Below are 25917 nucleotides of genomic sequence, written 5' to 3'. Positions count from 1 at the left end.
TGTCAGCGATGGTCGAAAAGTGAGCCGTTTCGCGGGCTGAAAAGTGAGCCACTTTGACGCTGGTTATTCTGCCGTATTTTCCGGTCTTGTCGAGGGCAGCGAATTGACCTGAGTGTGTTTGAGGCGGTAGCTGGAGCCTTTGAGGGTGATGACTTCGGCGTGGTGGACGATGCGGTCGATCATGGCCGAAGCGACGACTTGGTCGCCAAAGACGTCTCCCCAGCGGGCGAAGGGCAGGTTCGAGGTCAGGATCAGTGAGGCGTGCTCGTAGCGTGATGAGACGAGCTGGAAGAACAGATTCGCGGCATCCTGTTCGAAGGGGATGTAGCCGACTTCGTCCACGATGATCAGTCCGTAGCGGCGCAGCCTGACCAGTTCCTGAGGCAGCCTGCCGTTCTGGTGGGCTGCCTGGAGCCGGGCGACCCAGTCGATGGCGGTGGCGAACAGGACCCGGTGACCGAGCTGGGTGGCCCGCAGCCCCAGGCCGGTGGCGAGGTGTGTTTTGCCGGTTCCTGGCGGTCCGAGCAGGACGATGTTGGACGCTTCGGTGAGGAACGCGCCGGTGGCCAGGTGCGCGATGGTGTCGCGTTTGAGGCCGGGCTGGTGATCGAAGTTGAAGTCCTCGAGTGATTTCCGGGCCGGGAACCCGGCGGCCCGGGCTCTGATCTCGGCGCCGGAGGCTTCCCTGGCGGCGACTTCCCGGGACAGGACAGCGGCGAGGTATTCCTCGTGGGTCCAGCCTCCTTCACGGGCCTGGTCCGCGAGGCGGGGTGCTACTTCCCGGATCCGGGGTGCTTTCATCGCCCGGGAGTAGTACTCGATCTGGCCGATGGTTTCCTTAGCGTCCGGCATCAGGCGACCTGACCGTCGTCCAGGACAACACCGAACGCCCGGTCATAATCCGCAAGGTCCCGCAGCGCGGTGGTCTCGCCCACAGGTTGCGGGGTTTGGAAAGCCTTCCGCAGCGCCCGTGCCGCCTCAACATGGTCCGGGTCGGTGATGGTCAGGCCGGCGCCCCAGGACCGGGCGTGGGTGCCGACGCATCGGCCATCCAGGCTGATCGTGACGGATTCGAGGCCGGCGGTGATGTCGACGAACCGGCCGATGGCCTGCGGGTGAACGGAGTAGTCGTTGGATCCCATCCGGACGTAGTAGTCCCTCGGCAGCCGAACCCTTGAAGTGAAACCGATGACCGGTGGAACCGGCGGCAGCGCCAGCATGGCCGCTTTGTCCGCAGCGAGCAGGTCCGACGGGCGGGCGCCGGTCCGTCTGACCAGCCGGGCGTTGGCCTTCGGCAGCCACTGCCCGAGCTGGGTGTTGAAGTCCTCCGGAGAGGTGAAAACCCGGCCCGGCAGGAAGGAAGTCTCCAGGAACTGGTTGGCCCGCTCCACCACGCCCTTGCTCTCCGGGTCGTAGGGTTTAACCTGCACGATCCTGGTCGCGAGGACCCCGGCGAACGCCGCGACTCCGGCGGCGTAGCTGTTCCGCCGGCCGATGCCGGTTTCGTTGTCCCAGATCAGCCGCCGCGGAACCGCGCCCAGGGATCCGAGCAGTTCCCACATTCCGGCCAGCAGGTCCCCGGTCATCCGGGACGGGATCATCCGGGCCATGATGAACCGAGAATGCGAGGACACCATCACCAGCACAGGCAACACCCTGGCTTTGCCCGCGCCGACGGGTATCCGCACCTCGGGAAACCACAGATCGCACTGCGCCTGATCCCCGGGATCGTAAGAGATCCGGTCCGCAGGATCAGCCGGGGCATACTCGGGCCGGATCCTGGCAACGTTCTCCCGGAACCACGCCGGCGACCCAGACCAGCCCACCCGCTCAGCCAACACAGTCGCCGGCATCCGCGGGTTCTCCAGCAGCAACGCACGAATAGCCGGTTCCACAGCCTTGATACCAGAGTCCTGCGGCGCCCGAACGTACGCTGGCGGACCCTCCGAGCTGACTGCCTTCGCGACCGTGTTCCTGGAGACCCCCAACCGCGCCGCTATCGACCTCATCGATTCACCCTCGGCCAGATGCAACCGCCGAATAAGCGCCCAATCCTCCACTGTGATCACCCACCCAATCGTTTGGAACGGGTGGCTCAGTTTTCAACCGTCACAATGGCTCACTTTTCGACCATCACCGACAGCCATGGGTTCGGGATGGCCTGCTGGTGCACGCCCACCACTTGTCCACGGGCGGGGCGTCACGGTACAGCCACGTGAGCGCAGCCAGGTTGCATGAATGCCAGGTCTGGGGCGCGGGGCCACGGGTGCATGTCACCACGGGCTACGCCAACTCGCGAAAGAGTGCTGGCGAAGACGTCAGGACGCATCGGGCACGCCTCGGCAGCACGGATCTCACGTCGTTCCTGACCAGTGACGGAAGGGAAATTCTCGCAACCAGCCTTGCGAGGACCGTCCTGGACTGTGCCCGGACCCTGCCATTTGAGCAGGCCGCTGTCATAGGCGACCACGCTCTCCGGAAAGGAGCCGACCTGCCTACGTTGCGCCGGCTCCTCGACGAAGGGCCGGAAAAGCGGGGGAGCCGGCGCGCGCGTCTTCTCCTCGACTCGCTTGACGGACGCTCAGAATCGGCAGGCGAAACGCGAACCAGGCTTCTGCTGCATTCCCTTGGCAGACGAAACTTCACACCCCAGGTCGAAATACTAACGTCCGTCGGGCTCTTCCGCGCTGATTTTGCCGACCCTGGATCGAAGATCATCATCGAGTTTGACGGCGCCGGCAAGTACACCGACTACCGGTCCACGGACGAGGTGTTGCTGGCCGAGCGCCGGCGGGAGACCGCGCTGATCGAGGAGGGGTGGTTGGTTCTTCGGCTGGTGTGGACGCACCTTGATCGCCCTGCCGAGCTCAACCGCCGCATCCAGGCCATGGCAGAACGCTCCCGGAGAAGGTCCGCCTGACAACGTGGACGGCCCTGCCCCGCAGGAACGGTGCCGGTCAACACCGTTTGTGCGGGGAAGGGCCGCTCGAGGGCAGCGGAAGCGTTACAGGTTCCCGGTGGCGATGTTGAGCATGCGGCGCAGCGGCTCGGCGGCGCCCCAGAGGAGCTGGTCGCCCACGGTGAAGGCGCTGATGTACTGCGGGCCCATTTCCATCTTGCGGATGCGGCCCACCGGGATGTCCAGGGTGCCGGAGGCGGCGACGGGGGTCAGGTCGGCCATGGAGGCTTCCTTGGTGTTCGGAACCACCTTGGCCCACTGGTTGTCCTCGTCGAGCAGCTTCTCGATCTCGGCGACGGACAGGTCCTCGCGGAGCTTCAACGTCAGGGCCTGGGAGTGGGAGCGCATGGCACCGATCCGGACACAAAGGCCGTCCATGATCACGCGGTTTTCCTCGGAGGTGCCCAGGATCTTGTTGGTCTCCACCCCGGCCTTCCACTCTTCCTTGGACTGGCCGTTGCCCAGGTCCGCGTCGATCCAGGGGATCAGGGAACCGGCCAGCGGCACGCCGAACTGGGTGGCATCAATGTCAGTCCGCTGGTGGGCCAGGACCTTGCGGTCAATGTCCAGGATGGCCGACGCCGGATCGTCCAGTTCCGTGCTGACCTCGGCGTTGAGCGTGCCGAACTGGCTGAGGAGCTCACGCATGTGCCGTGCGCCGCCGCCAGAGGCAGCCTGGTAGGTCATGGAGGTGCCCCACTCCACCAGGCCGTTCTTGAACAGGCCGCCGAGGCCCATAAGCATGCACGAGACCGTGCAGTTGCCGCCGATGAAGTCCTTGGTGCCGTTCACCAGGCCCTTGTCGATGACGTCCCGGTTGATCGGGTCCAGCACGATGATTGAATCGTCGTTCATGCGCAGGGTGGAGGCGGCGTCGATCCAGAGGCCGTCCCAGCCGCGGCTGCGCAGCTCGCCGTGGACCTGCTTGGTGTAGTCGCCGCCCTGGGCGGTGACAATAATGGGCAGCTTAGCCAGCGTGTCGACGTCGAACGCGTTTTCGAGCTTGCCGGCGCTGCCTGCTGCTGTTCCAGCAAGCGTCGGCGCGGCACCTCCCGCGTTGGACGTGGAGAAGAACACCGGGTTGATGTTGGCGAAGTCGCCCTCGTCCTGCATGCGCTGCATCAGGACGGAACCGACCATGCCGCGCCATCCGACCAGGCCGACGGAAGGGGTAGCTGCTGTAGTCATTCGTCCAGTTTAGACTTCGGAACCGGGACGGCGCAGTCGGTTACGTCACTGCCCGGTCCGGCAGTCACAACCGGCGGGGTGCTACCTGTCGAACTGGCGGGCAGTGGGCTCGGGGACTCCCCGTTCCGCGCGCAGGCGCTTGGCCCGGGAAGCCACGCTCGCCATCCGCCCGGCGTACAAGACACCGCCGATTCCGGCAACGGTCAGGATCAGGGCGCCCCACAGCGGGTCCTGGCCGCGGCTGGTGGGTCCGGCCACCAGCATGACGGAAAAAACCGCCACGGCCGCGAAGAAAGCCGCCATCAGCAGGAAGCCGCCGGCGGACCGCACCTGCGGGTGCGAGCTCGCCGTGACAACGCCGAGCTCTTCCCTGGCATAGCTGTGAAGCCTGCCCTCCGCGGTGCGGAACAGGATCCGCTTCTCACCCTGCGCCAAGGCCTGGTCGTGGGAGGCGCGGACCTGGTCGTCGGAGCCGGAAACGTTGCCCGGGTTGTTGCTGCCTGGAATGCCGTTCTGCACGCTAGTCCTGTCGGATTGATCGGATGTGGTCCAGCACCTGGCTGTCGGTGAGGCCGTCGATTTCCCGGATGGGCTCCGCAGGGCCATCGATAATGCCGTATCCCACGGCCCAGCCCTGGCCGCTGCGTTTAACCAGCAATTGCTGCCCGGCCCCGTCCACCAGCAGCCGGATGGTGGCGCCGCCGGAGGGGTTCTCTTCGAGGTGCTTGCGCACAATGAAGAAGTTGACTTCCGCCGGCGTGGAATCGGGGCGCTGGGCCATGGCGAACCAGCTAAGGTACGCGCGCGGCTGCAGCAGGATCCGGTAAGCGGGCGACTCCACAGACAGGACGTTGTCCACGGAGTCTGCGGTCAGCAGGTTGATCTGCACCCGTTTGGTTGCCTCCGCCAGTGCACTGGTGACCGCGGCGACCGGGCCGTCTACGGACAGCTCACCGCCCGGTTCAACGGTGGCCGCACCGCGGGCCACCAGGGAGGAAGCGCCGGCAGAGAGAAGCGGGGCGTCGTCGAGTTCACCCTCCAGCCGGAGCGCTTTCGCGGATGCTTCGGCGCCCGGGCCGCGCCGGAGGTTCAGGAGCACCAGGAGTTCTGCGAAGCCAAAGCCGATGGCATCCGGAAAGCCCCCGGCGGTTGAGGACCTGGCTGTGGTTGTTGTCTCAGTCACTGAATGTTCTCCTCAGTTTTCAGAAGCCAAAGAAATCGCCGACGGCGTCCACGCCGTCGCCGACAGCGTCGCCAACGGCCTCTGCCCCGTCAGCGATCTTATCGCCTACGTAGTTGACGGAGTCGTGGATGACAGGCACGTTGTCGTAGAGGGCCAGCGCGCCGCTGGCCACCATGCAGGCCGTGCCGATGGGAGGCGGAGCGAAGGAACCGGCGCCCAGCAGGGCCTTGGTGGTGGAGTACGCGGCAGAACCATAGTCGCCCTCCTGGAAGTTATTGAAGGCGTCGAGGGAGTCCAATCCCACGCCCACGACTCCCAGGCCCTTGCTGAAACCATCAAGGTACTTGAACGCGTTGCCTTCCTTGGCAAGGTTGAGTACCTCATGGAACTTGCCCTCGAACAGGTTGTTGGACATGTTGAAGAACGTGCTGAAGGCGTTGGAGTTCTGGAAGGCCCGCCAGGCCACCGGGTCCATGAAGTCACCGATACGTGACTTATGGAGCATCGCGCCAATGTCGAACAGGCCCGCCCGCAGGTTCGGGAAGGCCTTGATGAGGCCGTAGATGTCCCACCCGTCCCGGAACGGGGAATCCGGATCTGCCAGCCAGCCGGGGCCCCAAGGGTTGTTGCTGCCTTGTCCGGGGACAGTCCCGCCCGGACCGCCGCCACCCGGCAGGCCCGCACCCGGGCCTCCTGTCCCGGGCCCGCCGGAACCGCCGGCGCTGCTCGCCCTGTCCTGCTCGTCGGCGTTTGTGAGCAGGAGCTTTGATTCCTGCTTCAGGCGAGCCGCCGTCTTCTGCAGGAGCGCCCGGTGGTTGCCGTTCCAGTCGGAACGGAAATGTTCAGCATCCCGGCCCTTCCAGGAGGGCGTGTTGTTGATCTGGCTGCTCAGCTGTGTGGACTGCTGCAGCAGCAGGTCCGCCGTTGTGCCGAACTGCTTCGCGAGCGTCCGCAGCTGCTCAACGTCGGCGCCCCACAAGTTTCCTGCCACCAGGCATCCCCCAATCTCTTGAAACAGCCGTTCCCTGACGCTGCAGGCCCCAGCCTAGTGAACAACCCGGGACGTGCGCGATGGGGTGTCCTCCCCATCGGCGGACAATGCCACTAGCGAGGGTCGGATTCCTCCCGCACAGCGGCTTTTCGGGCACGCAAGGCGAAGAACGCACCGAACGCGAAAACCTGAGTCACCGCCACCAGCACGATGGCTCCGGCGATCTTGTTCCCGCCCAAAATCATGGTGAGCCCAACAATCGCGGACAGGAGAGCCAGGAGGGGGAGAAGCATGTACCCCAGGACAAACAGGGTTTCCGGTTTCTTGAGCATGTCCTAGCCCTCGGTCCTTGACCATTTGGTGAACCTGTAGCGCGTGCCGTTGGCGGCCGTGAGCCACCCGTCGGGCGGGACGGAGACGGACGCCTCCCAACTGGTGCCAAGCTCCGGGGCGAACGTGTCGCCGTCGGCCTCGACATCGATGGTGGTGACCACCGCAACGTTGGCGAGCTCGGTGGCCTGGCGGAAAATCTCGCCGCCACCCAGGATCCAGACCGTGTCCCCGCCGTCCACGAACTGCGACTCCAGCAGCGCGTCGTCAAGGGAGGGAACCACGACGGCGCCCTTCGCCTCGGGCGTTTCGGCCCAGCTTTTCTGCCGGGTGACCACGATGTTGGTGCGGCCGGGCAGGGGGCGGTATTTGTCCGGGAAGGACAGCCACGTTTTGCGGCCCATGATCACAGGGTGGCCCATGGTCAGCCGGGTGAAGTGCTTGAGGTCCTCCGGCAGGTGCCACGGCATGTCGCCGTCCTTGCCGATGACACCGTCCGGGGTCTGCGCCCAAACCAGGCCAACGCCGGTCACGGAGGCGGCAAGTTCCTCAGTGAAGGACTGCGGGTCAGTGAAGTTCTCGGTGCTCATACGGCGATCGGGGCCTTAATGGTCGGGTGGTGTTTGTAGCCCACCACTTCGAAGTCTTCCAGCGTGTAGTCGAAGATCGACGCCGGCTTGCGGGTGATCCTCAGCTGCGGGTACTCGTACGGCTCCCGCTCCAGCTGCTTGAGGACCTGGTCCATGTGGTTCTCATAAATGTGGACATCTCCGCCGGTCCAGATGAACTCGCCGGGCTCCAGCCCCACCTGCTGCGCCACCATGCAGGTGAGCAGCGAGTAGGAGGCAATGTTGAAGGGGACGCCCAGGAACATGTCCGCGGAGCGCTGGTACAGCTGGCAGGACAGCTTGCCGTCAGCCACATAGAACTGGAAGAAGGCGTGGCACGGGGGCAGGGCCATGTCCTGGAGCTCGGAGACGTTCCAGGCGGATACGATGTGCCGGCGTGAGTCCGGGTTGGCCTTCAGGTTGTCGATCAGCTCCGCGATCTGGTCAATGTGGCCGCCGTCGGGAGTGGGCCAGCTGCGCCACTGCACACCGTAGACAGGTCCGAGGTCGCCATCGGCGTCGGCCCATTCGTTCCAGATGGTGACGCCCTGGTCCTGCATCCATTTGATGTTCGTCTCACCGCGCAGGAACCACAGGAGCTCTACTGCCACCGACTTGAAGTGCACCCGCTTGGTGGTGATCAGCGGAAAACCCTTCGTCAGGTCGAAGCGTATTTGGCGGCCGAAAACGCTGGTGGTTCCGGTTCCGGTGCGGTCCGATTTGTGCGTGCCGGAAGCCAGGACATCGCGGAGGAGGTCTTCATAAGGCGTTGGGATGCTCACGGCTAAAGTCTACTTGGCCGGTCCGGGGAGCCGCTGCGCGACATTCAGTCGTCGAACGGCTTGAACTGCTCCACGGCCACGACCCGACCCTGCCCGCCTGGAGCCACGTGGCACACCACCAGTTCGCCGGGGGAGAGGTACGGCTCCTTGGCCGGCAGGAGCGCGCGCAGGTGCGCCGGCATGTGCCGGCCGAGCTGGGTGAACACGGTGGGCAGCGCGGGGCGGTGCGTGCAGATGACCACCGGCCGCTGCTTGTCGAAAAGGCCCTCGATGACGGCGGCCGTTTTCTTGGGGCTCCGCTGGTGCCGGTGCTCCGTGAGCGGCTCCGCGAGCTTCACCTTCGCCCCCGCCGCCTTCGCGTAAGGCGCCACTGTTGCCACGCACCGCAGCCAGGGGCTGGTCACCACGCGGAGCGGCTTCCAAGCGTGCAGCAGCCTGCTGACGGCCTGCGCCTGCCGTGTCCCCGTGGCGGCAAGCGGCCGCTCGCCCTCTGCCTTGCTCCAGGATGAACGCGGCTTGGCCTTGGCATGCCGGAGCACCACGAGCGGCCACGTGTCCAGCTCCCCGCGCCTGTGCGCGTCGTGCAGGTACTGAAGGGGCACGACGTCGGAGGGATTGGACAGCAGCGCAGCCGCCTTCTCGGGGGCGCACCACATGACGCTGTCCACCTCCTTCCCGTCGGGAAGCATCCTGACCCCGTTTGCCTTGACGGCCCAATAGTGGACCACCTTAAGGCCGGAGGCCACGTGGTAGTGGATGGGCGGCAGCGGGATGCCCAGCTGGGCGATGAGCCCGATTTCCTCCTGCACCTCCCGGACTGCGCACTCCGGCACCGTCTCGTCGTCGTCGATCTTGCCCTTGGGCCACGACCAGTCGTCGTAGCGCGGGCGGTGGATCAGCAGGACTTCAAGCTTGTCCTTCACCACGCGCCAGGGCAAAGCGCCGGCAGCCGTTACGGCTACTGGTTCCCCCGGGTGGTCTGTCTGGTCTGCTACAAGTGCATCGCTCGACAAAACAGTGGCCCTTAGCGCCGGCTCAGGCTGCGCTGCCGGGGGCGGGAGGCCAACAGCCAGGACTGGACGTCCTCAAGGGGCGTGCCGTCGTCGGACAGGTGGTGCCGGGTCCAGACCCCTTGGTTGTCGAGGTGCCAGCTCGCGGTTTCGGGATCCATGTAGCGCTTCAGCAGGTCAAGGACGTAGGTGATGTCGTCGGCGCTGGCCAGCTGGACCAGGGCCTCCACCCGGCGGTCCAGGTTGCGGTGCATCATGTCCGCCGAACCGATGTACACCACCGGATCCCCGCCGTTGGCGAAGGCGAACACGCGGGAGTGTTCCAGGAACCTGCCCAGGATGGAGCGGACGGTGATGTTGTCGCTGAGGCCCGGCACTCCCGGGCGGAGGGAACAGATTCCGCGGACCACCACGTCCACTTTCACGCCGGCCTGCGAAGCCCGGTACAGGGAATCGATGATGGCCTCATCCACCATGGAATTGACCTTGATCTGCACGCGGCCGGGGATTCCGGCACGGGCATTGCGGATTTCGGTTTCAATGCGGTCGATCAGCCCCGAACGCACGGAACGGGGTGCCACCAGCAGCCTCTTGAACGTGGATTTGGGTGCGTAGCCGGAGAGTTGGTTGAACAGCTTGGACAGGTCTTCGCCCACCTGCTCGTTGGCGGTCAGCAGGCCCAGGTCCTCGTAGTAGCGGGCAGTCCGGGGGTGGTAGTTGCCCGTGCCGATGTGGCAGTAGCGGCGCAGCCCGTCAACCTCCTGGCGGACCACAAGCGAGAGCTTGCAGTGGGTCTTGAGGCCCACGATGCCGTAGACCACGTGCACGCCGGCCTGTTCCAGCTTGCGCGCCCAGGAGATGTTCGCCTGCTCGTCAAACCGCGCCTTGATCTCCACCAGGGCCAGGACCTGCTTGCCGGCCTCGGCCGCATCGATCAGCGCGTCCACGATAGGGGAGTCGCCGGACGTGCGGTACAGGGTCTGCTTGATGGCCTGGACCTTGGGGTCCGCGGCCGCCTGCTCCAGGAAAGCCTGGACGGAGGTGGAGAACGAGTCGTAAGGGTGGTGGAGCAGGATGTCCCGCCGGCGCATGGCGGCAAACACGTTCGCGGCCTTGGACGTCTCCGACTCGTTGAGGTACCGGGAGGTGTGCGGAACGTGCTTGGGGTAGTGGAGGTCGGCACGGTCGATGCCGGCAATCACGGACAGCCCGCGCAGATCCAGGGGAGCCGGAACGGAGTAGACCTCGGATTCCTCGACGCCCAGCTCGCGGATCAGCAGCGCGCGGATGTTCGGGTTGATGTCGTTGGTGACTTCAAGCCGGACAGGCGGGCCGAAGCGGCGGCGCAGGAGTTCCTTTTCGAGGGCCTGCAGGAGGTTCTCAGCGTCGTCCTCCTCCACCTCAACGTCCTCATTCCTGGTGACGCGGAAGGTGTGGTGCTCGAGGACCTCCATCCCCGGGAAGAGCTTGTCCAAGTGGACGGCAATGACTTCCTCAAGGGCGATGAAGCGGGCCACGCGCCCGGCCACCGCGCCGGCACGGGGACCGTCGATGGAGATCAGGCGCGGCAGCTGGTCCGGCACCTTGACGCGGGCGAAGAGCTCCTTGTCGCTGACCGGGTTGCGGACCACCACGGCGAGGTTGAGCGAGAGCCCCGAGATGTAGGGGAAGGGGTGGGCCGGGTCCACCGCCAGGGGCGTAAGGATGGGGAACACCTTCTCGGCGAACATGACACTGAGCTGCTGCTTGGCGGTCTCATCCAGTTCGTCCCAGTGCATGAGGTGGATGTGTTCATAGGCCAGGGCGGGGCGGAGTTGCTCGGCGTAGACCTGCGCGTGCCGCTGCTGCAGCCGGTGGGCCTCTTCGCTGATCCGTTCCAGCACCTCCACGGGGCTGAGGCCCGCGGGGGAGGGGACAGCCAGGCCGGTGGCGATGCGCCGCTTGAGGCCGGCAACCCGCACCATGAAGAACTCGTCCAGGTTGGAGGCGAAGATCGACAGGAAGCTGACGCGCTCCAGCAGGTGGAGCGTGGCGTCCTCGGCCAGTTCCAGCACGCGGGAATTGAAGCTGAGCCAGCTGAGCTCCCGGTCCAGGAAGCGGTCCGGCCGGATGTCGCCCTCCGGCTGCAGGTTCGGCGCGAACTCCGGGATGTCAATGCGGTCCTGGGTGGCGCGCGACGCCGGAACCTCCGAGGAGCCGAAGCGGGCACGCACCGGCACTGCAACATCCTGTGACGTGGCTGATCCGGAAGGTTCCGGGTTCATGGCATCTCCTTTACCTGGCGGTTGATGCTGGCGCTTCCGGCCTGCGCGGTCCTGCTTCAACCTTACAAGCATTCAGCAGGCCGAAGACCGCTGATTTTCGGCCCGCACCTGATACTCCGCTTGCAGGACTAGCCCGCTGCCACCGGCCCGTACATGACGTCCATGTCCCAGCGGGTGAACCCCAGCCGCCGGTACAGCGAAACGGCAGGGGCGTTGTCGGCATCTGTGTAGAGCATGACCGCGTGCAGCCCCAGGTCCTGGAGGTACCTGATGCCGGCTACGGTGAGGGCTTTGCCGAGGCCCATGCCCTGGGCAACAGGCGCAACACCTACTGCGTAAACCTCACCGATGGCGGGGTGGGGGCCGTGCTGGGGGTGGACCTTGGTCCAGTGGAACCCGAGCAGCCTGCCCTGCCGGTCCTCGGCCAGCAGGAAGCCTTCGGGGTTGAACCAGTCCTCGGCCATGCGCGCCTCAAGGTCGGCCCGGGTCAGGCTGCCCTGTTCGGGGTGGTGGGCGAAGGCGGCCCGGTTCACGGCCAGCCAGGCTTCCTCATCCTGGCCGGGAACAAAGGCGCGGATGGACACCCCCTCCGGCAGGACGGCCTCGGGAAGGTCCGCCCCCGCCGTCGTCATCCTCATTTTCCAGAGTTCACGGACGGGCCCAAATCCATAGCGGGCGGCCAGTTCCGCGGCGGCCTCGTGGTTGCCGTGGGACCATGCCTTCAGCCCGTCCAGCCCGCGGCTGTCCTTGAGCGCGCCCACCAGCCGGTCCGCCACGCCCTGGTTCCGGTAGCTGGGGTGGACGGCGATCTCCAGCACTCCGGTGCCGTCAGGGGATTCCACCACCACGGCAAATCCGGCGAGGTCCTGCCCGCTGGCGGGATCGGAGTCCTCGTCCGGGGCATAGAGCGCCAGGGTCAGCACTGAGTGCTCCGCCGAATCGCCGGCCCGCATGGTCACCTGGGTCTGCTCCGAAATGGAGGGATTGCCGTCCGATTCCTCTGCCGCGGCCAGGAGGTCCCGGCAGTCCTTCAGCAGCTGCTGGTCAACCGCGCCCCGTTCAGCATGGACGGGCCACTTCTCTGGGTGCGCTGGAGTCATGAGGCAAGGCTATACGGGAAGCGGCTCGGGCGCTCAGGCCTCGGTGAGCTCATCCTCCTGCTGCCGCACCAACGTCAGGCGGTAGCCCACGTTGCGTACGGTGCTGATGAGGTTCTCGTGATCGGCGCCCAGCTTCGCCCGCAGCCGCCGGACATGGACATCCACGGTGCGGGTGCCGCCGTAGTAGTCATAGCCCCACACTTCGGTGAGCAGCTGCTGGCGGGTGAAAACTCGGCCGGGGTGCTGCGCCAGGTATTTGAGCAGCTCAAATTCCTTGAAAGTCAGGTTGAGCGGTGCGCCGTTCACGCGGGCGGTGTAGCTTGCTTCGTCGATGACGACGCCGGCGGCCCGGATCTCCGTTGGCGTGTCCTCCTGCTCGGGGACGGCGCGCGCCACAGACAGCCTGATGCGGGCTTCCACTTCAGCGGGCCCGGCGGAGTCCAGCACGATGTCGTCCACGGCCCAAGCCGACGAAACAGCCGCCATGCCGCCTTCGGTCAGGATCAGCACCAGCGGCGCGCTCAGGCCGGTGGCCTTGAGCAGCTGGGTGAGGGAGCGGGCGCCCACCAGGTCCTTGCGGGCATCCAGCAGCACGATGTCGCAGGGATCGGTCTCCAGCAGCGCGGTGGGCTCGGCGGGGAGGATGTGGACCCGGTGGTTCAGCAATTCCAGGGCAGGCAGGATGTCTACCGAAGAGCCAGGGCTGTTCGTCAAGAGCAGGATGTGCGACATTGTTCCTCCAAGGGCCGTCCGCGCATCATTGGGCGACTGAACCGGGTTTCCACCGGCCGGTACTGGCTTCCTGCTCGGGTCTTGGGCCATTGTTCAGGGCGCCGGCCGGCCACCTCAGCAGGGAGCGTAGCTGAGCTTTGAGTATACCCGGCGGGGCCTTCGCGGCCATGGATTCGGCGCGGATGAGGGGACGTTTTGCGACATATGCCGTTCATATAAGGCAGGATTGAGCCAAGGGCCCCGACGCCCTCCGCGAAGGGCGGCCCGCCTTTCCAGGTCGACGCCAGGATGGGATTGCAGCGCAGTGAGTGCAGAAACTAAGTCCAGGCCGGGTTCCGCGTGACGGCGGAACTGCAGGCGCCTGCGCGGTCCTTGGGCTCGTGGACCATCGGCGTGGCGGGAATGGCCGGCCTGGCCGCGATCATTGCCGGGGTGTATACCTCCCGCGAGGTGCTCGTAGGCGTTGCGGTGGCGATCGCCGCCGCCATCGGCGTCGGCTGGCCGCACTTCCTCCGTATTCCTGCCAAGAAGACCCTGGCTGCGGTGATTGCCGTGCCGGGCGCCGGAGCCGCGGTTGGCGCCGGCCTGGCTCCTGCTCCCGGGTACCTGGACTGGACCCCCGCCTTCATCGCGCTGGGCATGATCGCCGTCTTCGTGGTGCAGCTGATCCGCGGAACCGGGCAGGCGCAGCGGCTGGAATCCACCCTGGGATGCTGCGCAGGGGTGCTGCTCGCCTGCCTGGGCTCCGGCTGGATAGCGGGCGCTCGGTTCAACGGGGTCCGGGAGATGCTCCTGGTGGCGGCCATCAGTGCCGCGGTTGCCCTGCTGGCCGGGCTGATCCGCTGGCCGGACAGCGTCGTGGCACCCCTAGGAATCGTGATGGCCGGCCTGGCCGGGCCCCTTGCCGGACTGGTGTTCTCGGACATTGCGGTCCTGCCGGCCGCCATCTTCGGCGTCGTAGTCGGGGCGGTGCTGGCAAGCTTCCGGCGGCTCGTAACGCTTCGCGGTGCACCCCTGAACATCCAGGCTGCCCTTAGCATGGGCCTTGCGCCTGTCTCGGCGGTGGGTTCCCTGGCCTACTTCATAGACAAACTACTCATCTACTAACGCGTTAGGATGGCACCATGTCCGTACTTGCATTTGAAATCTTCTTCCTTGTCCTGCTCGGCATCGCCAGCCTCGCCATGGCCTGGTTTGCCGGCTTCGTGGTCTACCGCCTGTTCAAAGGCCAGAAGTAGTCCCCTTTTCCGGAGCTAGCCGTTTTCCGAGGTAATCGCAGTGCCCATTGAGATTCCTACAGACCTGACTCCCGAACTTGTTCCGCTTTCCTGGCTCATTGGTGAGTGGGAAGGCCGCGGCCGCCTCGGCAGCGGGGACGAGGACTCGGAGCATTTCGTGCAGCACGTGTCCTTCACGCACAACGGGCTGCCGTACCTTCAGTACCGCGCGGAGAGCTGGCTGACGGACGACGACGGCACGCGCCTGCGGCCGCTCACCGTCGAGACCGGTTTCTGGGCGCTGGAGCGCAAACAGCTTGATGCCGACGGCGGCCCGGGCCTGATCCCCGCGGACATCGTTCCGGCGCTGAAGAGTGCCGACGAAGTGGAGGCCCTGCGCAACAGCGAGGGCGGGTTCGACATCTCGGTGTCCATTTCGCACCCCGGCGGCATTTCCGAGCTCTACTACGGGCAGATCAAGGGCCCGCAGATCCAGCTCACCACGGATATGGTCATGCGCGGCAGCCACTCCAAGGACTACAGCGCCGCCACGCGCATCTTCGGCCTGGTGGACGGAAACCTCCTGTGGCGGTGGGACGTCGCCGTTGGCGGCAAGGACGGAAAAGGCCTGGAAGCGCACGCCTCGGCCTTCCTGAAAAAGGTCTCCTGACCCCTCCCCGTCCTTCGGCGCTGAGGGCGCAGGCGGCGGGATCCCGCGTCGATTTGCAAGAATCCGGAATACCGCCGAGCCCCAAGGACTTCTACTACATATGACTACTCCCAGCCCCCTGCTGTCGCGCCCTGGCGCCGTCGAGGCGGCCGGTGCCGACGCCGGCGTTGCCGCCCACTACGGTGAGCCCCTCCGCGAGCAGCGCGCCCTCGCGGCCGGAACCGCCGTCGTCGACCTCTCCTCCCGCGGCGTCGTGACGGTGACGGGTCCGGACCGCCTCAGCTGGCTCAACACCCTCTCCTCGCAGCAGGTCACAGGCCTGCAGCCGGGCGAGTCCAGCGAACTGCTCCTTTTGAGCGTGCAGGGCAGGATCGATTTCGACGCCAGGGTGATTGACGACGGCGGCACCACCTGGCTGATCGTCGAGGCCGCCGAAGCCGCCCCGCTGGCAGAGTTCCTCAACAGGATGAAGTTCATGCTCCGCGTGGACATCGCGGATGTCTCAGCCGACTGGGCCGTCATCGGCAGCACGAAGGCAGTTCCCGAATGGTCCGGCCTGCTGGCCTGGCAGGACCCGTGGCCGCACGTGGGCGCGGGGGGTTACTCCTACGCCACTGTCCCGGAGTCGGGCCATCCCGGCCTGGAGCGGCCGTGGTTCGAGTACCTGGTGCCGGCCGACGAGCTGGAGCGGACAGTGGGAGAGCGTCCCCTTGCGGGCGTCCTCGCCGCCGAGGCGCTGCGCGTGGCAGCCTGGCGCCCCCGGATCGGGGCCGAGACGGACGACAAGACCATTCCGCACGAACTGGACCTCCTCCGGACCGCCGTGCACCTGGCCAAGGGCTGCTACAAAGGGCAGGAAACCATCGCGCGGGTGCACAATCTGGGCCACCCGCCCCGGCGCCTTGTCTTCCTCCAGCTGGACGGCTCGCAGCACACGTTGCCCCAGGCCGGCAGCCCCGTGCTGGCGGGGGAGCGGAAGGTGGGGACCGTGACGTCAGTGGCGCAGCATTATGAGATGGGCCCGGTCGCCCTGGCAGTCATAAAACGTTCGGTTGCGCCCGATGAGATACTGACGGTCCTGGATGGCGACGAGCCGTACCCCGCTGTCCAGGAAATCATCGTTGCCCCGGACGCCGGCCAGGTCGTGGGGCGCCAGACCGGATTCCTTAGGGGGCCACGTTCATGACCGAAGACGCCGGAACCAGCGCAGCGCCGTCTGGCACAGCACCACCCGGCCCAGCGCCCGACGACGAGACGCTGGCCTTGGCGCAGACGCTCTTCCAGGCGGCACGGGAGGGGGAGACGGCACTGTTGCGTGCCTACCTCGACGCCGGCGCTCCCGCCACCTTGACCAACGCGGCGGGTGATTCGCTTCTCATGCTGGCCGCCTACCACGGCCACACGGAGACCGTCCAGCTCCTCCTGAAACACGGTGCCGAGGCCAACTCCGCGAACGACCGGGGTCAGACCCCGCTCGCCGGAGCAGCGTTCAAGGGTTACACCGGCGTTGCCCGGGTACTGCTCGACGCCGGCGCCGATCCGGACGCAGGTTCGCCGTCCGCCCGCGCAGCCGCCCAAATGTTCGCCCGCCAGGAGATCCAGGACCTCCTGGGCTAGCACCACCGGGTCCCGCCCGGCGGATCACAACCTGAGGAAGGATTGCCCAGTGGAAAACGTGGCGAAGCCGTGGGCGGCCCTCTGGTCCCTGGTGATCGGGTTCTTCATGATCCTGATCGATACCACCATTGTGTCCGTGGCCAACCCCCGGATCATGGAGGGCCTGGACGCGGACATCAACTCGGTCATTTGGGTCACCAGCGCCTACCTCCTGGCCTATGCGGTCCCGCTGCTGATTACCGGCAGGCTGGGGGACCGCTTCGGGCCCAAGAAGCTCTACCTTGCCGGCCTGGTGGTCTTTACCCTGGCTTCGCTGTGGTGCGGCCTGTCGGGCCAGGTGGAGGTGCTGATAGCGGCACGCGTGCTGCAGGGCCTCGGCGCGGCCATGATGACGCCGCAGACCATGGCAGTGATCACCCGGATCTTCCCGCCGGACAGGCGCGGTGCCGCCATGGCGATCTGGGGTGCCACCGCAGGCATGGCCACCCTCGTGGGCCCCATCCTGGGCGGCGTCCTGGTGGACGGGCTCGGCTGGGAATGGATCTTCTTCATCAACGTGCCCATCGGCATTGCAGGCTTTGTCCTCGCGCTGCGCAACGTTCCGTCCCTCAGCACCCACCCGCACCGGTTCGATATTCCCGGCGTGGTGCTCAGCGCCGTCGGGCTCTTCCTCCTGGTGTTCGGCATCCAGGAGGGCGAAACCTACAATTGGGGCACCATCACCGGTCCCGTCACGGTGTGGGGCCTGATCGTCGCCGGCCTTGCCGTGCTGGCTCTCTTCGTGGTCTGGCAGCGGTTCAACAAGGGTGAGCCGCTGCTGCCCCTGAGGCTCTTCCGCGACCGGAACTTTTCCCTGGCCAACATCGGTATCACCACCGTCGGCTTCACGGTGACGGCCTTCAGCCTGCCGCTCATCTTCTACTACCAGTTGGTCCGTGGCCTCACGCCCACCCAGTCCGCGCTGATGATGGTTCCCATGGCGCTGATCTCCGGCGGCCTTGCTCCAGTGGTGGGAAAGATCATCGACAAGGTCAACCCCAAATTCCTCACTGCCACCGGCCTGGTACTGATGGCCGTGGCCCTTGTGTGGAACTCAGTCCTGATGCGGCCGGACACCCCCATCCTCCTGTTCCTGCTGCCCAGCGCCGTCCTGGGGTTCGCCAACGCAGGCATCTGGGCTCCGCTGGGCACCACCGCCACCCGCAACCTCCCGCCGCGGCAGGCAGGGGCCGGGTCCGGCGTGTACAACACCACGCGGCAGATCGGTGCCGTGCTGGGCAGCGCGGCCATTGCCGTGCTGATCCAGGCCCGGCTCGCAGCCGAGCTTCCGTCCGGCGGACCCGGCGGGGCGGCCGGGGAAGGAACGGGCTTCTCCGGAAGCCTGTCGGAGGCCCTCCACAGCGGGTTTTCGACGGCGATGGGCCAGTCCATCCTGCTGCCCGCCGGGGTGGTCCTGGTCGGCGCCGCCGTGGCGCTGTTCTTTGCGAAGCCGCAGCCGGTTCAGGACTGGGGCGGGCGCGGGGCCGTTCCGGGGTCAGCCAAGGTGGACGCTGGTCTGGATTCCGCCGGCTGACAGGCCGAGCTTCCGGGCCAGCGCCACGGCTCCGGTGTTGCTGACGTCCGTCCGCCATTGCAGCGTAAGCCCGGCGGCCAGCGCCTCGTGCGCCGCGATGGAGGCGGCCAGCGTCCCCAGGCCCCGCCGCCGCCATGCCGGGTCCACCAGGACACCCATTCGGGCCAGCAGGCCCTCCCACTCAGAGTAGGCTCCGCAAGCAAGCGGCACGCGGCGGCCCTCCATTTCGTGGACGATCGTGTAGCGGTTTTCGAGGTCCGACAGGCCCACCTCGTTGACGTCGTCCGGCGGGCAGTTGCCCTCCAGTTCGATGGCCTCCGGGTTGCCGTGCGAAACGGTCATCTCTTCCGGGGGCTGCTTCAGGGGAAGGTCGTCCGCGAAGAACAAGGCCGCGGCACCCAGCCCATGGCCGCCGTGGGACCGCGTCAGCGTCATGAGCGTTACATGCTGGGCCATCTCCTCGTCGGCGATGCCCTCCGCGGCGTCGATGACCCACTGCGGGCCCACCAGGGCTGAGCTGCCAAAGAGCCGGACAAATTCCACTGTGCGGGCGTTGTCGTCCGCGCGGACGATCCGTTCCCCGGACGCCAAGGCGGATCCGAAGGCGTCGTCGTCGAGTCCCAGGTGCCGGGCCCACGCGAGCTGGATGATGGCTGCGGAACCGGGGTCAAGTGTCATGCCTCCAGCCTAGGGCGGGCAGCGCGCACCGCTGAACAGGACGCCGCGGCAGTATGGGAGGACACGGCCTCCCGGCGACAACTCAGCCGAACAGGACGGCGGCCTCGTCGTAGCGTTTCTGCGGGACGGTCTTGAGCTGTCCGAGGGCATCCTGGAAGCCCACGTGCTCGATGTCCGTTCCCTTGAGCGCCACCATGGTGCCCCAGTAGCCTTCCACCACGGAGTCGATGGCCGCCATGCCCAGGCGGGTGGCCAGGACGCGGTCGAACGCGGACGGCACGCCGCCGCGCTGGATGTGGCCCAGGATGGTGGCGCGGGTTTCGATGCCGGTCCGGGCTTCCAGTTCCGGGGCGAGCTGGTCCGCGATGCCGCCCAGGCGGGGACGGCCGAAGGTGTCCAGGCCGCGCTCGGAATGCGGGGTTTCCATGTGCTCCGGGACGAAACCTTCCGCCACCACCACCAGCGGGGCACGGCCACGGGAATGGGCTTCCTTCACCCATTCGGTGATCTGCTCGATGCTGACCTTCTGCTCCGGGATGAGGATGGCGTGCGCGCCGGCGGCCATGCCGGCGTGAAGGGCGATCCAGCCGACATGCCTGCCCATGACTTCGGCAATCATGCAGCGGTGGTGGGACTCACCGGTGGTGCGGAGCCGGTCGATCGCTTCGGTGGCGATCTGCACAGCGGTGTCGAAGCCGAACGTGTAGTCCGTGGCGTCAAGATCGTTGTCCACCGTCTTGGGGACGCCAACGATCTTCAGGCCCGCGTCCGTGAGTCGCTTCGCCGCAGCGAGGGTACCCTCACCGCCGATGGCGATGATGGCATCAATTCCGAGCCGGTCCATGTGGGCTTTGATTACCTCGGGACCGCCGCCGTTTTCGAACGGATTGGTGCGTGAGGTGCCCAGGATGGTGCCGCCCTGCTTGGCGATGCCGCGGACCATGGTCCGGGGGATGTCGATGATGTCGCCCTCAACGACGCCGCGCCAGCCATCGAGGAAGCCAACGAACTCGTGGCCGTGGATGGCGATACCTTTGAGGACCGCGCCGCGGATGACCGCATTCAGGCCGGGGCAGTCGCCACCGCTGGTAAGAATTCCAATTTTCATGTCTCGCTCAAATCCTGGGGAGAGGGTTTACAGGCAGAGCGCCACGCTGAGCTCACATAGATTCTAGTGGCGTGTGTGGGGTACGACACAAACTGGTTACACAAGGCCCCCGCTCCGGTGCAGCTGGAGCGGGGGCCTTGTGGTGCTTTGTCAGGACGGGTTCAGGGACGGTTCAGGGACCGCCGCTCGAGGAACACGTGGAGCGGGATGACGTCCTTCTGGTCGGGCAGGATCACCCAGGCCAGGAGATAGAAGATGACGGCCGGGCCGGGGAGCAGGCAGAAGACCAGGAACGCGATGCGGACGAAAGCAACGTCCACATTGAGCTTGGCCGCGATTCCTCCAAGCACGCCTCCAAGCCACCGTTCCGGTCCGCGTTTCAGGCCGAGGCCCCTGACGATGCTGAAAAACTTGTCCATGGTTCAAGACTTCCGTGTTGTAGGGCCGTTGTCACGTTTCCGGGCGGAGAGGAGGCCGCCGAGCACCAGGGCCGCGCCTGCCCCAATCATCAGTCCGATCAGGACATAGGTCCCGTTGAGCGTGACGATGCCCAGTTGGGCGATGATGATCAGCGCGGCGAGGGCCACGACGATCAGGCCCCAGACGATGGTTCCCACGCGTGCCCCGGAAGGCGGGGCAGAAGAGGCGCCTGCCGCCGTCGTGCCGCCCTGCGCATAGGGATCCGGAATGTACGGGTTTGAGCCCGGAGTTTGGCTGCTCATGTCAGTTGCCTTCCTGGATGGTGACGTTGCTGACGGTGCCGTTGATCTGGATGACCAGGTGGCTGCCGGGCTTGTCGGTGTTGTAGCTGCTCTGCCGGGTGGTGATGCCGCCCCGCTGGTTGCCGCGTTCGTTCAGGTTGCCGAGGGTCATGTCCGCCTTGATGTCCACGGGCACGTCGCCCGGGATGACTACTGTGACGTTGCTGGCCGTGATGTCCAGGGGGACGCGGACCTCCGAGGTGAGCGGGGCATCCAGGGACATGGCCGTAAGGTCAACGGTTCCGCTGCCGGCCGTGATGTCGAATCCGCCGCTGGCCTGCTCGATGCTCGTCGGTGCCCAGTCAACCTGCTGGAAGCGGACGCGGTCTCCGTTGTTGCCCACCACGTTGAAGATTCCTCCTATGATGAGGGCCGCCACGGCGAAGAACGACAGGATGCCGGGGGTCCGGCCGCGGAGGCCAAGAATGAGGATGCCAATGCCCAGGACGGCTGCCGCGCTTGCCCAGGCAACCGCGTTGGCGGAGTTACCGAGGTCGATGACGTTGGTGAGGTCCAGGGCTTTCACGCCAGCGCCCACCAGCAGGGCACTGCCGGCAGCTATTGCGACGGCGGGAGTGCCGGGACCTGCGGTGCGCACCCTGGGAGCGGGGGGCGGAACCGGCGACGGCCGGCTTCCAGAGTATCCACCGCTGCCCCATCCGCCACTGCCGGAACCGCTGCCAGTGCCCCCGCTACTGCCGCCGTAGGGGTTGCCGGCAAACGGACCGCTGCCTGCGACGTCTGAGTACGGCGGTGTGGTTGGGGTGGACGTCCCGGCTGAGTAGGCAGCCGTGCCGGCCGCTGCTGCACTGGTCGGCGTGCCGGCGGCTGTCTTGTTGCGCTGCACCAGGTAGTACACCAGGTAGATGGCGCCGCCGACCCACAGCAGGGACCACAGGAAGGGGCCCACACCCCGGTTGCCCCAGCCCCAGAAGCCGTTGCCGAGCCCGCTGAATCCTGCCACCACCGCGATCAGTGAACCCGTCATGCCGGTGGTCCAGCGCCCCGCGCCGGCTTCCTGGACGTGGATGCGCCCGTCGGGCTCGGGCAGGAACGCCCAGGCAAGCCCGTAAAGAAGCACGCCGATCCCTGCGAAGAGGGCAAGGATGATAAAGACGCCGCGGACAATCAAGGGGTCGACTCCCACACGCTGCGCGATGCCGCTGGAAACGCCGCCCACCCAGCGGTCCTGGCCGCGGCTGATTCCCTGGCTGCGGACCCAGGTGAAGAAATCGGTCTGCTGGCTCGGGACTCCGGCATAGGAGTAACTGCTGCCGGCGCCGGGGGTTTCATGCGCCGGGCCCGGGGTTGCGGAATCCCGCGGCGGCGCGGAGGCAGAAGGAGGCGGCGCCAGGGGCTGGGTGGGGTTTTCCCGCCCGGGGAGGGGCTCCGTGGGGTTCTCATTTTTCGGGCTGGCCGGGGGTTCTTCCGGCGTGCCGTCATGGGGGTTCGGGGTTAGCGAGTTCATACTTCGATCCTGCCGCTCCCGGCCGGGCGGCTCTACCGGGGGACACCCTGAGCCGTCCCTGAGAGGCCCCCGGTTCCCGTGCCAACCCGGTCCGGGAGACCCTGATCCGTGCTTGGATTGGACCATGACATCCGCGCCCGCCCGCCCGCCGCTGGTCCGAAGCAGCGACCGCTTCATTGCCGGGGTCTGTTCGGGCCTCGCCGCGCATCTTGGGCTGCCGGTGAACACGGTGCGTGTGGGAATGGTCCTGGCTTCATTCGCCGGAGGGGCCGGCGTCGTGTTCTACGCCTGGCTCTGGATCATGGTGCCCACCGCCTACGAAAGCGCCCGGCGGCAGGAACGGCGGCCGACGTCGCCCATTGCTCCTGCCGTGATGGGCGGCACCGTAACGGGCACGCTGTCGGCGAACGCCGGCCCCGGCATGGTGCCGGGCGCCGGAGTGCCGCCGGCGCCTTGGTTCCGGTTCCGCGAGATGAGGTACGGCAAGGAGATCCTGCTCGGCGTCGGGCTGCTCCTGGTGGCGGGCATCCTCGGCGCCCAGCTGCTGGGGATGGACGTTCCGTTGGGGACCATCATCCCCGCGGCTGCGGTCCTGGGCGGAGCCTCCATCGCCTGGATGCAGCTTGATGAGACCCGTCGGGCCGGGCTGGTGGATAAAACCAAAGCGAACCAGGCAGGCGGCTGGGCACGGCTTGCCGCCGGCCTGGCGTTGGTGGTGGCGGGCGTCCTGGTGATGGTGTCCGGGTCCGGTTCCTGGGAGCAGACCTGGCTGGCGCTGCTGGCGTCCGTGGCCGTCCTCGGCGGCGTGGTACTGGTCCTGCTCCCGTGGGCGCTGAAGTTCTGGCGAGACCTCGAAGCTGAACGCGCCGGCAGGATCCGCGAGACTGAACGAGCGGAAATCGCGGCACACCTTCACGATTCGGTCCTGCAGACGCTGGCACTCATCCAACGGCGCGCCGCCAATGAGCACGACGTTGTCCGCCTCGCCCGTGCGCAGGAGCGCGAACTCCGGGGCTGGCTGTTCGAGGACCCAGGAAAGGACGCCGGGCAGCTCTCGGACCGGATCAAGGCAGTTGCCGCGGAAGTGGAGGACCTGCTCGGGAACGCGGTGGAGGTGGTCAGCGTAGGAGACACCGAGGTCACCGAAGGCCATGAGGCGCTGATCCAGGCCAGCCGCGAGGCCATGCTTAACGCCTCGCGGCACGGCGGCGGTGCAGTATCGGTCTATCTTGAGGTCACCGGCGGGCGCGCCGAAGTGTTCATCAAGGACCGGGGTCCCGGCTTCGAACTCCAGGACGTCCCCGAAGACCGGCTCGGCGTGCGGGAGTCCATCATCGGCCGGATGAACCGGCACGGCGGCACGGCCAACATCATCAGCACCAGTGAAGGCACGGAAGTCCGGCTGGGATTCCCGGCCGCGCAGGCGGAGAAGCAGACGCAGAACACGGAAGGCAAACCATGAACCCAGCACAGGGAGCCGGCAAGGGGACCAACCGCGCCACACAGTCTGTCCGGGTGGTGCTCGTGGACGATCACGCGATCTTCCGTTCAGGCCTGAAAGCCGACCTCGATCCCAGCGTCCAGGTTGTGGGCGAGGCCGCCACCGTGGAGCAGGCCATCGCCGTGATCGCGAAGGAGCGGCCGGACGTGGTGCTGCTCGACGTCCACCTTCCGGGCGGCCTCGGCGGCGGCGGCCGTGAAGTGATCGCCGGCTCGGCGGCACTGCTGCCCACTACGAGGTTCCTGGCGCTCAGCGTCTCGGACGCGGCGGAGGACGTTGTCGCGGTCATCCGGGCTGGAGCCCGGGGCTACGTCACCAAGACCATCTCCGGGGCCGAAATCACCGACGCCGTCTACCGGGTGGCCGGAGGGGATGCCGTCTTCTCGCCGCGGCTGGCCGGCTTTGTCCTGGACGCCTTCGGCACGGCCCCGGCGGACATCGCCGATGACGAACTGGACAGGCTCTCCGCGCGGGAGCTCGAGGTGATGCGCCTCATCGCCCGCGGCTACAGCTACAAGGAGGTGGCCAAGGAGCTCTTCATCAGCATCAAGACGGTGGAAACCCACGTCTCGGCAGTGCTCCGCAAACTCCAGCTGTCCAGCCGGCACGAGCTGACCAAGTGGGCCGCCGAACGCCGCCTCCTCTAACCCCGACGCTCTCTCACTTGATGCGCCTTAAACCCGAACGCTCTATCACTTGATGCGCCTTAAACCCGAACGCTCTATCACCTCTGAACTGCTCCCCGGAAGTTGGACTGAGAAATTCAGTTCCGACTTCCGGGGAGCAGTTTTATGCGGGACTGTCTGAATAACGGTGTGTGGAGTCCGGCCTGATCCGAAAGGAGACGGCCGTGTCAGAGTCCACGTCCGAGATGGCAGGGGTGATGATCGATCCTGTGACGGGAGAGATCATCGATCAGAAGGAGCTTGCGGAGCGGTTGCTCGCGCAGGCCAAGGAGCAGGGCGTGAGCCTGGTAGGCCCGGGCGGGCTGCTGAACCAGCTCACGAGGAATGTGCTGGAGACCGCTCTGGAAGCCGAGCTGACAGAGCACCTCGGCCACGAGCACGGCCAGACACCGATCGCAGCCAACATGCGCAACGGCACCAGGTCAAAGACCGTGTTGACCGAGATCGGTCCGGTCGAGATTGAGGTGCCCCGGGATCGGGACGGCTCGTTCGCGCCGGTGATCGTGCCCAAGCGGAAACGGCGTCTGGACGGGATCGACCAGATCGTGCTCTCCCTCTCTGCCCGAGGGCTGACGACCGGGGAAATCGCCGCCCACTTCGAGGAGGTCTACGGGGCCAGAGTCTCTAAAGACACCATCAGCCGCATCACGGAGAAAGTCGCCTCGGAGCTGGCCGAATGGTCGGCCCGGCCTTTGGATCCGATCTATCCGGTGCTGTTCGTTGATGCGGTCGTGGTCAAGGTCCGTGACGGGCAGGTGCGCAACACCCCGTTCTACGTCGTTATGGGCGTCACCACCAATGGGGAGCGGGAGATCCTGGGCATCTGGGCCGGCGACGGTGGCGAGGGTGCCCGGTTCTGGCTGCAGGTCTTCTCGGAGCTGAAGAACCGGGGCGTGGAAGATGTGCTGATCGCCGTCTGCGACGGGCTCAAAGGCCTGCCGGAGGCGATCACGACCACGTGGGAGCGGACGGTGGTGCAGCAGTGCATCGTGCACCTGATCCGCAACAGCTTCCGCTACGCCGGACGCCAGCACCGCGACGGCATCGTCAAGGCGCTCAAGCCGGTCTACACGGCCCCGTCCGAGCAGGCGGCGAAGGACCGGTTCGCCGAATTCACTGCCGAGTGGGGCCAGCGGTATCCGGCCATCGTACGGCTCTGGGAATCCTCCTGGGCCGAATTCGTGCCCTTCCTGGAGTACGACGTGGAGATCCGACGGGTCATCTGCACGACGAACGCGATCGAGTCGATCAACGCACGCTACCGAAGGGCGGTGAGGGCCCGCGGGCACTTTCCGAACGAGACCGCTGCCCTGAAATGCCTATACCTGGTCACCAGATCTCTTGATCCAACCGGCGGTGGCCGTGCACGCTGGGTGATGAGGTGGAAGCCTGCGCTAAACGCGTTCGCTATTACCTTCGCTGGCCGGTTCGAAAGAACCACTCAACAATGAAAACCGGCCGGACTCCACACACCGTTTATCGGACAGTCCC

27 protein-coding genes are annotated in these 25917 nt (G+C 66.4%); 9 read left to right on the top strand and 18 right to left on the bottom strand.

From position 1 onward, the window contains the following. Positions 1 to 63: 63 nt before the first annotated feature. On the bottom strand, positions 64 to 852 hold the full coding sequence (gene istB, locus ACQ3DC_RS20690) for an IS21-like element helper ATPase IstB (protein ID WP_430751449.1): 789 nt from the start codon (positions 850 to 852) through the stop codon (positions 64 to 66). Further along, complete coding sequence (gene istA / locus ACQ3DC_RS20685) at positions 852 to 2069, bottom strand: IS21 family transposase (RefSeq protein WP_430751448.1); 1218 nt, start codon at positions 2067 to 2069, stop codon at positions 852 to 854. The genes istB and istA overlap by 1 nt, the downstream gene beginning before the upstream one ends. 146 nt (positions 2070 to 2215) lie before the next feature. On the opposite strand from istA, the gene ACQ3DC_RS20680 reads away from it, so the two are divergent. Then, positions 2216 to 2920 (top strand): type IV toxin-antitoxin system AbiEi family antitoxin domain-containing protein, encoded by a 705-nt coding sequence (locus ACQ3DC_RS20680; RefSeq protein ID WP_430753085.1) that lies wholly within the window; start codon positions 2216 to 2218, stop codon positions 2918 to 2920. Positions 2921 to 3004: 84 nt separating this feature from the next. Here ACQ3DC_RS20680 and asd read toward each other — a convergent pair whose 3' ends face one another. From asd to ACQ3DC_RS20625, 11 genes are all read right to left on the bottom strand, one after another. After that, complete coding sequence (asd, locus tag ACQ3DC_RS20675) at positions 3005 to 4147, bottom strand: aspartate-semialdehyde dehydrogenase (RefSeq protein WP_104998668.1); 1143 nt, start codon at positions 4145 to 4147, stop codon at positions 3005 to 3007. An 81-nt stretch (positions 4148 to 4228) separates the two neighbouring features. After that, positions 4229 to 4666, bottom strand: coding sequence for a hypothetical protein (locus ACQ3DC_RS20670; protein WP_231754882.1), 438 nt, complete (start codon positions 4664 to 4666; stop codon positions 4229 to 4231). Position 4667: 1 nt separating this feature from the next. Continuing rightward, positions 4668 to 5330 carry a hypothetical protein gene (locus tag ACQ3DC_RS20665; RefSeq protein ID WP_430753084.1) on the bottom strand — a complete coding sequence of 221 codons (663 nt, stop codon included), beginning with the start codon at positions 5328 to 5330 and terminating at the stop codon, positions 4668 to 4670. A gap of 19 nt (positions 5331 to 5349) precedes the next feature. Beyond that, positions 5350 to 6321 (bottom strand): WXG100 family type VII secretion target, encoded by a 972-nt coding sequence (locus ACQ3DC_RS20660; protein ID WP_370460629.1) that lies wholly within the window; start codon positions 6319 to 6321, stop codon positions 5350 to 5352. 113 nt (positions 6322 to 6434) lie between these two features. Next, positions 6435 to 6653 (bottom strand): NF038396 family protein, encoded by a 219-nt coding sequence (locus tag ACQ3DC_RS20655; protein ID WP_430753083.1) that lies wholly within the window; start codon positions 6651 to 6653, stop codon positions 6435 to 6437. A 3-nt stretch (positions 6654 to 6656) separates the two neighbouring features. Next, on the bottom strand, positions 6657 to 7241 hold the full coding sequence (locus ACQ3DC_RS20650) for a dihydrofolate reductase (protein ID WP_157241584.1): 585 nt from the start codon (positions 7239 to 7241) through the stop codon (positions 6657 to 6659). Further along, a complete protein-coding gene (locus ACQ3DC_RS20645) occupies positions 7238 to 8041 on the bottom strand; it encodes a thymidylate synthase (RefSeq protein ID WP_321214094.1) in 804 nt (267 codons plus the stop codon). Before ACQ3DC_RS20645 ends, ACQ3DC_RS20650 begins: the two co-directional genes overlap by 4 nt. 44 nt (positions 8042 to 8085) lie before the next feature. Next, on the bottom strand, positions 8086 to 9054 hold the full coding sequence (locus tag ACQ3DC_RS20640; RefSeq protein ID WP_323056987.1) for an NUDIX hydrolase: 969 nt from the start codon (positions 9052 to 9054) through the stop codon (positions 8086 to 8088). Positions 9055 to 9065: 11 nt separating this feature from the next. Continuing rightward, a complete protein-coding gene (locus ACQ3DC_RS20635; RefSeq protein ID WP_157241586.1) occupies positions 9066 to 11315 on the bottom strand; it encodes an RNA degradosome polyphosphate kinase in 2250 nt (749 codons plus the stop codon). 128 nt (positions 11316 to 11443) lie between these two features. Beyond that, positions 11444 to 12415, bottom strand: coding sequence for a mycothiol synthase (gene mshD, locus ACQ3DC_RS20630; RefSeq protein WP_321214091.1), 972 nt, complete (start codon positions 12413 to 12415; stop codon positions 11444 to 11446). Positions 12416 to 12448: 33 nt separating this feature from the next. After that, on the bottom strand, positions 12449 to 13147 hold the full coding sequence (locus ACQ3DC_RS20625; protein WP_157241588.1) for a winged helix-turn-helix transcriptional regulator: 699 nt from the start codon (positions 13145 to 13147) through the stop codon (positions 12449 to 12451). A gap of 339 nt (positions 13148 to 13486) precedes the next feature. Between ACQ3DC_RS20625 and ACQ3DC_RS20620 the strand changes: the two genes are divergently transcribed. The 5 genes from ACQ3DC_RS20620 (at position 13487) to ACQ3DC_RS20600 (ending at position 18224) form a co-directional block, all read left to right on the top strand. Continuing rightward, entirely contained in the window at positions 13487 to 14254 is a 768-nt protein-coding gene (locus ACQ3DC_RS20620) for a permease (RefSeq protein WP_370460630.1), read from the top strand. Positions 14255 to 14425: 171 nt separating this feature from the next. After that, positions 14426 to 15034, top strand: a complete 609-nt coding sequence (locus ACQ3DC_RS20615) for an FABP family protein (protein WP_430753082.1) — start codon at positions 14426 to 14428, stop codon at positions 15032 to 15034. Between the two features lie 100 nt (positions 15035 to 15134). Continuing rightward, positions 15135 to 16220: a YgfZ/GcvT domain-containing protein gene (locus tag ACQ3DC_RS20610; protein WP_321214089.1), complete on the top strand. Its 1086-nt coding sequence runs from the start codon at positions 15135 to 15137 to the stop codon at positions 16218 to 16220. Then, positions 16217 to 16651 carry an ankyrin repeat domain-containing protein gene (locus tag ACQ3DC_RS20605; protein ID WP_430753081.1) on the top strand — a complete coding sequence of 145 codons (435 nt, stop codon included), beginning with the start codon at positions 16217 to 16219 and terminating at the stop codon, positions 16649 to 16651. Before ACQ3DC_RS20610 ends, ACQ3DC_RS20605 begins: the two co-directional genes overlap by 4 nt. Positions 16652 to 16700: 49 nt before the next feature. After that, positions 16701 to 18224 carry a DHA2 family efflux MFS transporter permease subunit gene (locus ACQ3DC_RS20600; RefSeq protein WP_430753080.1) on the top strand — a complete coding sequence of 508 codons (1524 nt, stop codon included), beginning with the start codon at positions 16701 to 16703 and terminating at the stop codon, positions 18222 to 18224. Here the strand turns inward: ACQ3DC_RS20600 and ACQ3DC_RS20595 are convergent. The 5 genes from ACQ3DC_RS20595 to ACQ3DC_RS20575 all read right to left on the bottom strand — a co-directional run bounded on the left by ACQ3DC_RS20595 (position 18186) and on the right by ACQ3DC_RS20575 (position 22239). After that, the gene (locus tag ACQ3DC_RS20595) at positions 18186 to 18902 is read right to left on the bottom strand and encodes a GNAT family N-acetyltransferase (RefSeq protein ID WP_430753079.1); all 717 of its coding nucleotides are present in this window, start codon (positions 18900 to 18902) and stop codon (positions 18186 to 18188) included. The genes ACQ3DC_RS20600 and ACQ3DC_RS20595 overlap by 39 nt on opposite strands. A gap of 82 nt (positions 18903 to 18984) precedes the next feature. Continuing rightward, positions 18985 to 20010, bottom strand: a complete 1026-nt coding sequence (locus ACQ3DC_RS20590; RefSeq protein ID WP_104998653.1) for an ATP-dependent 6-phosphofructokinase — start codon at positions 20008 to 20010, stop codon at positions 18985 to 18987. Positions 20011 to 20171: 161 nt separating this feature from the next. Next, positions 20172 to 20429 carry a PspC domain-containing protein gene (locus ACQ3DC_RS20585; protein WP_430753078.1) on the bottom strand — a complete coding sequence of 86 codons (258 nt, stop codon included), beginning with the start codon at positions 20427 to 20429 and terminating at the stop codon, positions 20172 to 20174. 3 nt (positions 20430 to 20432) lie between these two features. After that, positions 20433 to 20732, bottom strand: a complete 300-nt coding sequence (locus ACQ3DC_RS20580; RefSeq protein ID WP_157241591.1) for a hypothetical protein — start codon at positions 20730 to 20732, stop codon at positions 20433 to 20435. A gap of 1 nt (position 20733) precedes the next feature. Next, positions 20734 to 22239, bottom strand: coding sequence for a PspC domain-containing protein (locus tag ACQ3DC_RS20575; protein ID WP_430753077.1), 1506 nt, complete (start codon positions 22237 to 22239; stop codon positions 20734 to 20736). Positions 22240 to 22363: 124 nt separating this feature from the next. Between ACQ3DC_RS20575 and ACQ3DC_RS20570 the strand changes: the two genes are divergently transcribed. The 3 genes from ACQ3DC_RS20570 to ACQ3DC_RS20560 all read left to right on the top strand — a co-directional run bounded on the left by ACQ3DC_RS20570 (position 22364) and on the right by ACQ3DC_RS20560 (position 25877). Further along, positions 22364 to 23701, top strand: a complete 1338-nt coding sequence (locus ACQ3DC_RS20570) for an ATP-binding protein (RefSeq protein WP_430753076.1) — start codon at positions 22364 to 22366, stop codon at positions 23699 to 23701. Beyond that, positions 23698 to 24387: a LuxR C-terminal-related transcriptional regulator gene (locus tag ACQ3DC_RS20565; RefSeq protein WP_430753075.1), complete on the top strand. Its 690-nt coding sequence runs from the start codon at positions 23698 to 23700 to the stop codon at positions 24385 to 24387. Before ACQ3DC_RS20570 ends, ACQ3DC_RS20565 begins: the two co-directional genes overlap by 4 nt. A 236-nt stretch (positions 24388 to 24623) precedes the next feature. Further along, positions 24624 to 25877: an IS256 family transposase gene (locus ACQ3DC_RS20560; RefSeq protein WP_259460236.1), complete on the top strand. Its 1254-nt coding sequence runs from the start codon at positions 24624 to 24626 to the stop codon at positions 25875 to 25877. The last annotated feature ends 40 nt before the right edge of the window (positions 25878 to 25917 follow it).

The organism is Paenarthrobacter sp. NEAU-H11 (genome assembly GCF_050573415.1).
GTDB lineage: Bacteria > Actinomycetota > Actinomycetes > Actinomycetales > Micrococcaceae > Arthrobacter.
This window is presented reverse-complemented; position numbering and strand designations above follow the sequence as displayed.

Bases quoted from the DNA above. Each gene is read 5' to 3' on its own strand.
- istB (WP_430751449.1), bottom strand. From the start codon at position 852: ATGCCGGACGCTAAGGAAACCATCGGCCAGATCGAGTACTACTCCCGG.
- ACQ3DC_RS20635 (WP_157241586.1), bottom strand. From the start codon at position 11,315: ATGAACCCGGAACCTTCCGGATCAGCCACGTCACAGGATGTTGCAGTG.
- ACQ3DC_RS20625 (WP_157241588.1), bottom strand. From the start codon at position 13,147: ATGTCGCACATCCTGCTCTTGACGAACAGCCCTGGCTCTTCGGTAGAC.
- ACQ3DC_RS20570 (WP_430753076.1), top strand. From the start codon at position 22,364: ATGACATCCGCGCCCGCCCGCCCGCCGCTGGTCCGAAGCAGCGACCGC.
- ACQ3DC_RS20575 (WP_430753077.1), bottom strand. From the start codon at position 22,239: ATGAACTCGCTAACCCCGAACCCCCATGACGGCACGCCGGAAGAACCC.
- mshD (WP_321214091.1), bottom strand. From the start codon at position 12,415: ATGACTCCAGCGCACCCAGAGAAGTGGCCCGTCCATGCTGAACGGGGC.
- ACQ3DC_RS20585 (WP_430753078.1), bottom strand. From the start codon at position 20,429: ATGGACAAGTTTTTCAGCATCGTCAGGGGCCTCGGCCTGAAACGCGGA.
- ACQ3DC_RS20580 (WP_157241591.1), bottom strand. From the start codon at position 20,732: ATGAGCAGCCAAACTCCGGGCTCAAACCCGTACATTCCGGATCCCTAT.
- ACQ3DC_RS20610 (WP_321214089.1), top strand. From the start codon at position 15,135: ATGACTACTCCCAGCCCCCTGCTGTCGCGCCCTGGCGCCGTCGAGGCG.
- ACQ3DC_RS20605 (WP_430753081.1), top strand. From the start codon at position 16,217: ATGACCGAAGACGCCGGAACCAGCGCAGCGCCGTCTGGCACAGCACCA.
- ACQ3DC_RS20560 (WP_259460236.1), top strand. From the start codon at position 24,624: ATGATCGATCCTGTGACGGGAGAGATCATCGATCAGAAGGAGCTTGCG.
- ACQ3DC_RS20650 (WP_157241584.1), bottom strand. From the start codon at position 7,241: ATGAGCACCGAGAACTTCACTGACCCGCAGTCCTTCACTGAGGAACTT.
- ACQ3DC_RS20590 (WP_104998653.1), bottom strand. From the start codon at position 20,010: ATGAAAATTGGAATTCTTACCAGCGGTGGCGACTGCCCCGGCCTGAAT.
- asd (WP_104998668.1), bottom strand. From the start codon at position 4,147: ATGACTACAGCAGCTACCCCTTCCGTCGGCCTGGTCGGATGGCGCGGC.
- ACQ3DC_RS20655 (WP_430753083.1), bottom strand. From the start codon at position 6,653: ATGCTCAAGAAACCGGAAACCCTGTTTGTCCTGGGGTACATGCTTCTC.
- ACQ3DC_RS20595 (WP_430753079.1), bottom strand. From the start codon at position 18,902: ATGACACTTGACCCCGGTTCCGCAGCCATCATCCAGCTCGCGTGGGCC.
- ACQ3DC_RS20565 (WP_430753075.1), top strand. From the start codon at position 23,698: ATGAACCCAGCACAGGGAGCCGGCAAGGGGACCAACCGCGCCACACAG.